2 protein-coding genes are annotated in these 12,829 nt (G+C 73.8%); both read left to right on the plus strand.

The features are described from left to right. Positions 1-29 precede the first annotated feature (29 nt). Complete coding sequence (locus ACIBJE_RS29440) at positions 30-10,979, plus strand: SDR family NAD(P)-dependent oxidoreductase (protein ID WP_396753539.1); 10,950 nt, start codon at positions 30-32, stop codon at positions 10,977-10,979. A gap of 36 nt (positions 10,980-11,015) precedes the next feature. Beyond that, positions 11,016-12,829, plus strand: a 1,814-nt coding sequence (locus ACIBJE_RS29445) for a type I polyketide synthase (RefSeq protein ID WP_396753540.1), incomplete at its 3' end; no start/stop codon positions are given.

Genomic DNA, 12,829 nt, shown 5'->3' on the forward strand with positions numbered 1-12,829 from the left:
CACGGCTCAACACAAGGAGTGGGCGGTCCATGGCTAACGAGGCGAAGCTTCTCGACTACCTCAAGCGGGTCACCGCCGACCTGCACCAGGTGCGGCAGCGTCTGCGCGAGGTGGAGGCCGGCGAGCAGGAACCGGTCGCCATCGTGTCCATGAGCTGCCGCTTTCCGGGCGGGGTACGGTCCCCGGAGGACCTGTGGGAGGTGGTCGCGTCCGGGCGGGACGTGATCTCCGACTTCCCCGAGGACCGGGGCTGGGACCTCGCGTCCCTCTACGACGGTGACCAGGAGCAGGGCGGGCCCGGCACGACGTACACGGCGCAGGGCGGCTTCGTCCACGACCTGCCCGACTTCGATCCGGGGTTCTTCGCCATCTCCCCCCGCGAGGCCCTGGCCATGGACCCGCAGCAGCGGTGGCTGCTGGAGACCTCCTGGGAGGTCCTGGAGCGGGCCGGCATCGACCCGCACTCGCTCAAGGGCAGCCGGACCGGCGTCTTCGCCGGCAGCACCGGCCAGGACTACGGCAGCGTGCTGATGGGCGCCGCGCAGGGCCTGGAGGGGCACCTGATGACCGGCAACGCCGGCAGCGTCGTCTCCGGCCGGATCGCCTACACGTTCGGCCTGGAAGGCCCGGCCGTCACCATCGACACCGCCTGCTCGTCCTCGCTGGTCGCCCTGCACCTCGCCGCCCAGGCGCTGCGCCAGCAGGAGTGCACCCTGGCCATCGTCGCCGGGGTCACCGCCATGTGCACCCCGGCCGCGTTCGTCGAGTTCTCCCGCCAGCGCGGCCTCGCCGCCGACGGCCGGTGCAAGGCGTTCGCCGCCGCCGCCGACGGGACCGGCTGGTCCGAGGGCGTCGGCGTCCTGCTGCTGGAGCGGCTCTCCGACGCCCAACGCAACGGTCGTCCGATCCTCGCCGTCCTCCGGGGCAGCGCGGTCAACCAGGACGGTGCGTCGAACGGCCTGAGCGCCCCGAACGGGCCCGCCCAGCAGCGCGTCATCCAGCAGGCCCTCGCCAACGCCGGCCTCGCCGCCGGCGGCGTCGACGTCGTGGAGGCGCACGGCACCGGCACCCGGCTCGGCGACCCGATCGAGGCGCAGGCGCTGCTCGCCACGTACGGGCAGGACCGGGGCGGCGCGGAGCCGCTGCTGCTCGGCTCGGTCAAGTCGAACATCGGGCACGCGCAGGCCGCCGCCGGCGTCGCCGGTGTGATCAAGATGGTGATGGCGATGCGGCACGGCGTCGTGCCGCCGACCCTGCACGTCGACGAGCCCACCCCGCAGGTCGACTGGTCGGCCGGGGCGGTCGAGCTGGTCACCGAGGCGACGCCGTGGCCGGCGGTGGACCGGCCGCGCCGGGCGGCGGTGTCGTCGTTCGGGGTGTCCGGCACCAACGCGCACACCATCCTGGAGCAGGCCCCCGCCCCCGCCGAGGTCGACGCCGCCCCGGCGGTGGAGCGTCCGGTCGTGCCGGTGACGGTGTCGGCCCGCGACGCCGCCGCGCTCGCCGCCCAGGCGGGCAACTGGGCCGACCGGGTGGCCGCCGACCCGGCCCTGCGCCCCCTCGACGTGGCCTTCTCGTCGGTGACCTCCCGGTCCGCCCTGGACCACCGGGCCGTGGTCGCCGCCACCGGTCGGGACGACCTGCTGGCCGGGCTGCGCGCCCTGGCGGCGGGGGAGTCGTCCGGCGCGGTGGTCGCCGGCCAGGTCGGGGACCGGGGTCCGCTCGCGGTGCTCTTCTCCGGTCAGGGCGCCCAGCGCGTCGGCATGGGTCGGGAGTTGTCCGCGACGTTCCCGGTGTTCGCGTCCGCGTTGGACGAGGTGTGCGGGCAGCTCGATCCGCTGCTGCCGCGTCCGCTGCGGGAGGTGTTGTTCGCCGAGGCGGGGACGCCGGAGGCGGAGCTGTTGGACCAGACGGTGTTCACGCAGGCCGGGTTGTTCGCGGTCGAGGTGGCGTTGTTCCGCCTGGTGGAGTCGTTCGGTGTGGTGCCGGACTTCGTGGGTGGGCACTCGATCGGGGAGGTCACCGCCGCGCACGTCGCGGGGGTGTTGTCCCTGGAGCACGCGTGTGCGCTGGTCGCGGCGCGGGGCAGGTTGATGCAGGCGTTGCCGGCCGGTGGTGGGATGCTCGCGGTCAACGCGTCCGAGGCCGACGTGCGGGCCACCCTGGACGGGCTGACCGGCCGGCTGGGAATCGCCGCCGTGAACGGGCCGACGTCCGTGGTGGTGTCCGGGGCGGTCGAGGCACTGGCTGAGGTGGAGCGGACCTGGCGGGACCGGGGCGCGCGCACCCGCCGGCTCACCGTCAGCCACGCGTTCCACAGCCCGTTGATGGAGCCGATGCTCGCCGAGTTCCGCACCGTCCTGGCCGGGCTGACCTTCTCCGCTCCGACGTTGCCGGTGGTGTCGAACGTGACCGGGGCGTTCGCTGACGGCGAGGAGATCCGGAGCGTCGACTACTGGGTGCGGCACGTCCGGGAGGCGGTCCGGTACGGCGACGGGGTGGCCGCGCTGCGGGCCGCCGGGGTCGACACGTTCCTGGAGGTCGGTCCGCAGAGTGTGTTGACCGCGATGGCCGCCGACATCCTGCCCGGTGACGATTCCGTGCTCGTCGTGCCCGTGCAGCGCAAGGACCGGTCCGAGGTTCACGCGCTGTTGGCGGCGCTGGCCGAGCTGCACGTCCACGGTGTGCCGGTCACCTGGCAGCCGTGGTTCGCCGACGCCGGCGCCACCCGGGTCGACCTGCCCACGTACGCCTTCCAGCACCAGCGCTACTGGCCGGAGGCCGGTGCCGGGTGGACCGGGGACGTCACCGCGGTCGGCCTGCGCCCCGCCCGGCACCCCCTGCTCGGCGCCGCCGTCGGGGTCGCACACGCCGAGGGCTTCCTGTTCACCGGCCGGCTGGCCGGGCGTACCCACCCGTGGATCAGCGACCACGTCGTGTTCGACACCGTGCTGCTGCCCGGCACCGGTTTCGTCGAGCTCGCCCTCCAGGCCGGCGCGCACGTCGGCGCGGACCACGTCCGGGAACTCACCCTGGAGTCGCCGCTGATCCTGCCCGAGACCGGCGGGGTCGACATCCAGCTGTGGATCGGCCCGGCCGACGAGACCGGCTGCCGGTCCGTGTCCCTGCACTCCGCCCCGGACGGCGAGTCCGCCGACGGTGCCCCCGGCGAGCGCGCCTGGACCCGCAACGCCAGCGGCGTACTGGCCAGCGGGCCGGCCGTGCCCAGCGGCCCCACCGGCTGGTCCGACCTGACCGCCTGGCCGCCCGCCGACGCCACCGAGGTGTCCACCGACGACCTGTACCTCAACCTCGCCGCCCAGGGCTACGACTACGGCCCCTCCTTCATCGCGTTGCGCTCGGCCTGGCGGCGCGGCGAGGACCTCTTCGCCGAACTGGCCCTCCCCGAGACACCCGCCGCCGAGGCCGGCGGCTACGGCCTGCACCCCGCGCTGCTCGACGCGGCCCTGCACACCCTCGGCCTCACCCCGCCCGGCGGCGCTCCGACCGGGGCGAACATCCCGCCCGGCTACGGCCGGCTGCCGTTCTCCTGGAACGACGTCGCCCTGCACGCCGCCGGCGCGGCGGCGGCCCGGGTCCGTGTCACGCACACCGGCACCGACAGCATCTCCCTGCTGCTGGCCGACGTCACCGGCACCCCGATCATCTCGGTCGGCTCCCTCGTCCTGCGGCCCGTCTCGGCCGACCAGCTCCGCACCGCCGGTGGTGGTGCCGAGTCGCTGTACCGGATCGACTGGACCCCGCTGGCCGCACCCGCCGGGCCGTCCACCGCCACGTGGGCGGTCGTCGGCGACACCGACCTCGTCGAGGCCGTCGCGGCCACCGGTACCGCCGTCGCGGCGTACCCCGACATGGCCGCCCTGCGCGACGCCATGGACGGCGGGTCGGACACCCCCGACGTGCTGGTCGTGCCGTTCCCCGCGCCGGCACCCGGCCCGGACGTGCCACGCGCGGTGGCCGAGGCGACCCACCGGGCGCTCGCCGTGCTCCAGCAGTTCCTCGCCGACGACCGGTTCGCCGCGTCCCGGCTGGTCGTGCTGACCCGGGGTGCGGTCGCCACCGCCCAGGACGCCGACCTGACCGACCTGGCCGGCGCGGCGATCATCGGTCTGGTCCGCTCCGCGCAGTCGGAGAACCCGGACCGGTTCGTGCTCGTCGACGTGGACGACGTGGCCGGTGCCGCCGCCGCTCTCGTCGCGGTCGCCGACACCGACGAACCACAGGTGGTGATCCGCTCCGGCGTCGCGGCCGGGGCCCGGCTCACCCGCGTACCGACCCCGGCCGAGCCGCCCGTCGCACCGTTCGACGGCGACGGGACCGTCCTGATCACCGGCGCGACCGGCACCCTCGGCCAGCTCATGAGCCGGCACCTGGTGACCCGGTACGGCGTCCGGCACCTGATCCTCACCAGCCGGCGCGGCCGGGCCGCCGGCGGTGTCGCCGAACTCTGCGCCGACCTGGAGGCGCTCGGCGTCACGGTCACCGTCGCCGCCTGCGACGTCGCCGACCGCGACGCGGTGGCCGAGCTGCTCGCCGGCATCCCCGCCGCCCACCCGCTCACCGCCGTCATCCACGCCGCCGGCGTCCGCGACGACGGCGTCATCTCCTCGCTCACCCCCGAGCGGATCGACGACGTCCTGCGGCCGAAGGTCGACGCGGCGTGGAACCTGCACGAGCTGACCGCCGACCTCGACCTGAAGGCCTTCGTCTCGTACTCGTCGCTCGCCGCCACCGCCGGTGGACCCGGCCAGGGCAACTACGCCGCCGCCAACGCCTTCCTCGACGGCCTCGCCCACCACCGCAAGGCACACGGCCGCGCCGCGCTCACCCTCGCCTGGGGCCTCTGGGCCGACCGCAGCGGCATGACCACCGAGCTGGACGACGTCCACCTCAACCGGATCTCCCGCTCCGGCGTCGCCGCGATGGAGGCCGAGGAGGGCCTGGCCCTCTTCGACGCCGCCTGCCGGACCCCCGACGCGGCGCTCGTCCCGGCCCGCCTCGACCTGGCCGCCATGAAGGTCCAGTTCGCCGGCGGCACCATCCCGCCGCTGTACCGGACCCTGATCCGGCTGCCCCGCAGCGCGGCGGCCACCACCGGCGCGTCCCTGGTGCAGCAGCTCGCCGCACTCGGCGACGACGACCGGGTCAACGCGCTCGTCGAGATCGTCCGGGGGCAGGCCGCCGCCGTGCTCGGCTACCCCGACCCGGCCGCCATCGAACCGCGCCGGGCGTTCAACGAGTTCGGCTTCGACTCGCTCACCGCCGTCGAGATGCGCAACCGGCTGAACAACGCGTTCGGCATGCGCCTGCCGGCCACCCTGGTCTTCGACTACCCCAGCCCCTACGACCTGGCCGTCCACCTCGGCACCGAGATCGCCGGGACGCCCGTACCGGTCCGGTCGGCGACCACCACCGTGCCGGTACGCGACGACGAACCGTTGGCGATCATCGGCATGGCCTGCCGGCTGCCCGGCGGGGTGCGCTCCCCGGAGGACCTGTGGCGGCTCGTCGCCGATGGCGTCGACGCCATCTCCGACCTGCCCACCGACCGGGGCTGGGACCTCGACTCGCTCTACAACCCTGACCCGGACGCCTCCGGCACCTTCTACACCCGGGGTGGCGGCTTCCTGGCCGACGTCGACCAGTTCGACTCGGCGTTCTTCGGCATCTCGCCGCGCGAGGCGCTGGCCATGGACCCGCAGCAGCGGCTGCTGCTGGAGACCACCTGGGAGACGTTCGAGTCCGCCGGCCTCGACCCGGCCACCATGCGCGGCAGCAGCACCGGTGTCTTCGTCGGCACCAGCGGCCAGGACTACAGCAACCTGGTCGCGTACGCGGGGGAGGGCACCGAGGGGTACGCGCTGACCGGGCTCACCAGCAGCGTCATCTCCGGCCGGGTCGCCTACACGTTCGGGCTGGAGGGGCCGGCGGTCTCGCTGGACACCGCCTGCTCGTCGTCCCTGGTCGCCCTGCACTGGGCCGGCCAGGCGCTGCGCAGCGGCGAGTGCGACATGGCGCTCGCCGGCGGCGTGATGGTGATGACCACGCCGACCGCGTTCGTCGAGTTCTCCCGGCAGCGTGGTCTGGCCGCCGACGGTCGGTGCAAGTCGTTCGCCGCGTCGGCGGACGGGACCGGCTGGTCCGAGGGTGTCGGCCTGCTGCTGGTCGAGCGGCTCTCCGACGCGCGTCGCAAGGGTCACCGGGTCCTCGCCGTGCTGCGCGGGTCGGCGATCAACCAGGACGGCGCGTCCAACGGGCTCACCGCCCCGAACGGCCCGTCGCAGCAGCGGGTGATCCGGCAGGCTCTCACCTCGGCCCGGCTTTCCACCGCAGACGTGGACGTGGTGGAGGCGCACGGTACGGGTACGACGCTGGGTGACCCGATCGAGGCGCAGGCGTTGCTGGCGACGTACGGGCAGGGCCGTCCGGGGGATCGGCCGTTGTTGTTGGGGTCGGTCAAGTCGAACATCGGGCATGCGCAGGCGGCTGCGGGTGTGGCGGGTGTGATCAAGGTGGTGCAGGCGATGCGGCACGGTGTGGTGCCGGCCAGTTTGCATGTGGATGAGCCGTCGCCGCATATCGATTGGTCGGCGGGTGCGGTGGAGTTGGTGACCGAGGCGCGTGCGTGGCCGGTGGTGGATCGGCCGCGTCGGGCGGCGGTGTCGTCGTTCGGCATCTCCGGCACGAACGCGCACGTGATCATCGAGCAGGCCGACGAATCCCTCGACGAGGCCGTCCAGACCCACGACCCGGCACCGGGCCTGACGCCCGCCGCGGGCGTGACCGTCTGGCCGCTGTCCGCTCGCACGAAGACCTCCCTGGCCGGCCAGGCCGCCCGGCTCGCCGACCATGTCCGGGCGCACGGCGACCTGGACCCGGCGGCGGTCGGCTGGTCCCTGGCGACCACGCGCGCCGTCCTCGACCAGCGTGCCGCCGTCGTCGGCACCGACACCGACACGCTTCTCGCGGGTCTGGACGCCTTGGCGTCGGGGCTGCCGGCGGGGAACGTCGTCACGGGTCTGGCGGGTTCGTCTGCTGGTCCGGTGTTCGTGTTTCCGGGTCAGGGTGCGCAGTCGGCGCGGATGGCGGCCGGTCTGGTGGGTCGGGTGCCGGTGTTCGACGGCCGGCTGGCCGAGTGCCAGCGGGCTCTCGCGCCGTACCTGGATGTGGACCTCGTGTCGGTGTTGACCGGTGACGACGAGTCGTGGTTGGACCGGGTGGAGGTTGTGCAGCCGGTCCTGTGGGCGGTGGGTGTTGCCCTGGCGGCGGTGTGGGAGCACGTCGGCGTGACTCCGGCGGCGGTGATCGGTCATTCGCAGGGTGAGATCGGTGCGGCCTGCGTCGCCGGGATCCTGTCGCTGGAGGATGCGGCGAAGACGGTGGCGTTGCGGTCACGGGCGCTTGCTGTTCTTCGGGGTACGGGTGCGATGGCGTCGGTGGACCTGTCGGCCGACGCGGTCGCCGAACGTCTTCTGTTGTTCCCGGGTGTGGGTGTGGCGGCGGTGAACGGTCCGTCGACGGTGGTGGTGTCGGGTCCGCCGCAGCCGGTGGCGGATCTGGTGGCCGCGTGTCAGGCCGATGGTGTGCGGGCGCGGGTGATTCCGGTGGACTACGCGTCGCATTCTCCTGCCGTGCAGGAGGTCGCCGAGCAGCTCCGGACCGATCTGGCCGACGTCACTCCGCAGCCCGGCACGGTCCGGCTGGTGTCCACCTTGACCGGGGAGTGGGTGGTGCCGGAGTCGATGGGTGCCGACTACTGGTACGAGAACCTGCGGCGGACGGTGTTGTTCGATCCGGCCGTGCGGGTGGCGGTCGAGGCGGGTCACACGACGTTCGTGGAGATCTCGCCGCATCCGGTGCTCACCATGCCGGTGACCGGCATTCTCGATGACGTCGGTGTCTCCGGGCACACTTTGGGGACGTTGCGGCGGGGTGAGGACGATCCGACCCGGCTGATGACCAGTCTCGCCACCGCCCACACGATCGGCCTGCCCGTGGATCTGGGGAAGGTGCTGGCGGAGACGGCGACCGTCGACCTGCCCACCTACGCCTTCGACCACCAGCGCTACTGGGTCGACCTGCCCGTCGGACCCGCTGGGGACGTCGCCTCCGCCGGTCTTCAGGAGGCCGGTCACCCGCTGCTCAGCGCCACGGTGACCTTCCCGGACAGCGAGCGGATGGTGTTCACCGGCCGCCTGTCGGTGCGTACCCACCCGTGGCTCGGCGAGCACCGGGTGATGAACGCGATCCTGCTGCCCGGCACCGCCTTCGTGGAACTGGCCGCCTACGCCGGTGAGCAGGCCGGCACGCCGGTGGTGGAGGAGTTGACCCTGCTCGCCCCGCTCGTCCTGCCCGAACTCGGCTCCCTCCAGGTGCAGCTCACCGTCGGTGACCGGGACGCGGACGGCCGTCGTACGGTGCAGTTCCACTCCCGCCCGTACCGGGACGGATCGGATGAGATCCTCGCCGACGTGGCCTGGACCTGCCACGCCACCGGTCTGCTCGCGCCCCGCCCGGCCGAACCGCCCGCGTTCGACCTCGGGGTCTGGCCGCCGCCCGGTGCGACCGCCGTCGACTCCACCGACTTCTACTCCGGTATCGAGGCGACCGTCTTCGCCTACGGCCCGGTCTTCCAGGGCCTACGCGCCGCGTGGGTACGCGGCGACGAGGTCTTCGCCGAGGTCGAACTGCCCACGGGTCACCACGCCGAGGCCGGCCGGTTCGGGGTCCACCCGGCGCTGCTGGACGGCGCGTTGCAGGCCATGTCCATCGGCGGCTTCCTCGCCCGGATGGGCGACGGAGCCGACCCCGACGCCCCCCGGCTGCCGTTCGCCTGGACCGGTGTCACCCTGCTCGCGGCCGGGGCCACCGCCCTGCGGGTCCGGGTCGCCTCGGCCGGTGAGGTCGGGGTCTCCTTCCAGGTGGCCGACGCCACCGGCGCGCCCGTGCTGCACGCCGAGTCGCTGATCATGCGGCGGGTCACCGGTGACGCCCTCGGGGCCGCCCGCTCCGGCCGTCACGAGTCGTTGTTCCAGGTCGACTGGTTGGCGTTGCCCGTGCCCGCCGGTCCGGTGCCTGCCGCCACCGGCTGGGTGGTGGTCGGCGACGACCTGGCCCTCAGCGCCGCCTGCGAGTCGGCGGGCGTCCGGGTCCGCGCCGACCTCGACCCGGACACCCTCGGGGACCTGCTCGCCGGGGGCGAACCGGCGCCCGGGGCGGTGATCGTCCCGGTCGGGGGTGACGGCGACGACACGGATCCGGCACTCGCCGCGCAGGCGCGTGCCACCACCCACCGCGTGCTCGGTGCGGTACGGGCCTGGCTCGCCGACGACCGGTTCGCCGACGCCCGGCTGGTGCTGGTCACCCGCGACGCGGTCGCAACGGGTGAACAGAACGTGGTGAACCTGCGCCAGGCCCCGGTCTGGGGTCTGCTGCGCGCCGCCCAACTGGAACACCCGGGCCGGCTGCAACTGGTCGACCTCGACGCGGACCCGGACAGCACCGCCGTGCTGGCCGCCGCGATCGGGTCCAGTGAGCCGCAGGTCGCGGTACGAGCCGGCCAGGTGCGCGTCCCCCGTCTCGGACGGGTGCCGGCCGGCGTGGAACTGCTGCCCGGCCGCGTCGACCCGGACGGCACGGTGCTCGTCACCGGTGGCACCGGCGTACTGGGCCGCCTCCTGGCCCGGCACCTCGCCACCACGCACGGCGTCCGGCACCTGCTGCTCGTCGGCCGGCGCGGTCCGGCCGCCGAAGGGATCGACGACCTGGTCGCCGAGCTGGCCGCCCACGGTACGGAGGTGACCGTCGCCGCCTGCGACGCCGCCGACCCCGAGGCCCTGACCGCGCTGCTCGCCGGGATTCCCGCCGCGCACCCGCTCACCGCAGTGATCCACGCGGCCGGCGTCCTCGACGACGGGGTGTTCGAGTCGATGACGCCCGAACGCCTCGACGCGGTGGCCGTACCGAAGATCGACGCGGCGTGGCACCTGCACCGGCTCACCGCCGACCGCGACCTCGCCGCCTTCGTGCTCTTCTCCTCGGCGGCGGCCACGCTGGGCAGCGCCGGACAGTCCAACTACGCGGCCGCGAACGCGTTCCTCGACGCGCTCGCCGCGCACCGGCGGGCCCGGGGACTGGCCGGCATCTCCCTGGCCTGGGGCCTGTGGGAGCAGGCCAGCGGGATGACCGGTCACCTCGGTGACGCCGACGTGCGGCGGATGGCCGAACAGGGGGCGGCCGGGCTCCCCACCGAGCAGGCGCTGCACCTGTTCGACGCCGCCTGGCGACTGGACTCGGCTGCCGTCGTACCGATGCGGCTCGACGTCGGCACGCTGCGCGGACAGGCGGAGTCCGGGACCCTCGCCCCGATGCTCCGCGCCCTGGTCCGGGTGCCGCTGCGGCGTTCCGCCGACGGCACCGGAGCCGGACCCGGCGGCGTGTCCCTCGGGCAGCGCCTGGCCGGCCTGGCCGAGCCGGAACGGCGCAAGGTGGTGCTCGACGTGGTCCGGGCGAACATCGCCGCCGTCCTCGGCCACGCGGGGGCCGACGCCATCGACCCGGGCCGGCTCTTCACCGAACTCGGCTTCGACTCGCTCACCGCCGTCGACCTCCGCAACCGGCTGAACGGCCTGTCCGGCCTCCGGCTGCCCGCCACGCTGGTCTTCGACTACCCGACGCCGACCGCGCTCGCCGAGAAGCTGGCCGGCGAGATCACCGCCGGGGAGGCCCCCTCCACCCAGCCCCTCTTCCAGGGCATCGACACCGTGGAGAGCCTGCTCACCACCATCACGCTCGATCCGGCGACCCGGGAGCGGTTCACCGCCCGGATGCGGGACCTGCTGGCCAAGGCGACCGGCCTGGCCGACGGTCCCGCCGCCGAGGAGGACCGGCCCGATCTCGAGTCGGCCAGCGACGACGAGATCTTCGACTTCATCAGCAAAGAGTTTGGAATCTCCTGACATGACCGACCCCCGGATCGAGGCAGGTGCGGCCCGATGAGCGACGACGACAAGCTGCGGTACTTCCTCAAGCGGGTGACCGCCGATCTGCACGACACGAAGCGCAAGCTGCAGACCGCCGAGGCCCGCGACCAGGAACCCCTCGCCATCGTGTCGATGAGCTGCCGGTTCCCTGGCGGCGTCCGCTCGCCCGAGGACCTGTGGGACCTCGTCGACGGCGGCCAGGACGCCCTCACCGAGTTCCCCGACGACCGGGGCTGGGACCTGGAGTCGCTCTACGACCCCGACCCCAACAAGCCGGGCAAGAGCTACACCCGGGTGGGTGGGTTCCTCGACGCCGCCGGTGACTTCGACGCGTCCCTGTTCGGGATCTCCCCGCGCGAGGCCCTCGCGATGGACCCGCAGCAGCGACTGCTGCTGGAGACGTCCTGGGAGGCGGTCGAGCGGGCCGGCATCGACCCGCTGTCCCTTCGCGGCAGCCAGACCGGCGTCTTCGTCGGGGTCACCACCTCGAACTACGGGATGGGTCTGCCGAACGTTCCCGAGGGCGTCGACATGTACCTCGGCACCGGCAACACCACCAGCGTCGCCTCCGGCCGGATCTCGTTCACCCTCGGCCTCAACGGCCCGGCCGTCACCGTCGACACCGCCTGCTCGTCCTCGCTGGTCGCCCTGCACCTCGCGGCCACCGCGCTGCGCCGTCGGGAGTGCGACCTGGCCATCGCCGGTGGTGTCACCGTGATGGCCACCCCCGGCGTCTTCGTCGTCTTCTCCCGACAGCGCGGCATGTCCGTCGACGGGCGGTGCAAGGCGTTCGCGGCCGGCGCGGACGGCACCGGCTGGGGCGAGGGCGGCGGCGTGTTCGTCCTGGAGCGGCTCGCCGACGCGGAACGCAACGGCCACCCGATCCTCGCCGTGATCCGGGGCAGCGCCCTCAACCAGGACGGCGCGTCCAACGGCCTCACCGCCCCCAACGGCCCGTCGCAGCAGCGGGTCATCCGGCAGGCCCTCGCCAACGCCCGGCTCGGCACCGCCGACGTCGACATGGTGGAGGCGCACGGCACGGGCACCACCCTCGGTGACCCGATCGAGGCACAGGCGCTGATCGCCACCTACGGACAGGACCGCCCCGCCGACCAGCCGTTGTGGCTCGGCTCGGTGAAGTCGAACATCGGTCACACCCAGAGCGCCGCCGGGGTCGCCGGCATGGTGAAGATGGTGATGGCCCTGCGCAACGGCGTGATGCCGGAGACCCTGCACGTGGACGAACCGTCCCCGCACGTGGACTGGACCGCCGGAGCAGTCTCGCTGCTCACCGCGCGTCGCGCGTGGCCGGAGATGGACCGGCCCCGCCGAGGCGGCGTGTCGTCGTTCGGCGTGAGCGGCACCAACGCCCACGTGATCGTCGAGGAGTACCGGCCGTCCGCCGCCGACCCCGAGCAGACCGACGAGCCCACCACGACCGCGTACCGGCCCGGCCTGGCCGCGTCGGGCGTGACCGTGTGGCCGGTGTCCGCGCGGTCCCGGGACGCCCTCGCCGGGCAGGCGGGCCGGCTGGCCGGGTACGTGCGGGAACACGGTGACCTCGACCCGGCGGCGGTCGGCTGGTCGCTGCTGACCACCCGGTCGACGTTCGACCAGCGGGCCGTGGTCGTCGGCTCCGGTGTCGACGAGTTGCTGTCGGGTCTGGACGCGGTGGCGTCGGGTCTGCCGGCGGGCAACGTGGTGCTGGGTACCGCTGGTGGTTCGTCTGCTGGTCCGGTGTTCGTGTTTCCGGGTCAGGGTGCGCAGTCGGCGCGGATGGCGGCCGGTCTGGTGGGTCGGGTGCCGGTGTTCGACGGCCGGCTGGC

Source organism: Micromonospora sp. NPDC050187 (assembly GCF_044459745.1).
Classification (GTDB): Bacteria; Actinomycetota; Actinomycetes; order Mycobacteriales; family Micromonosporaceae; genus Micromonospora.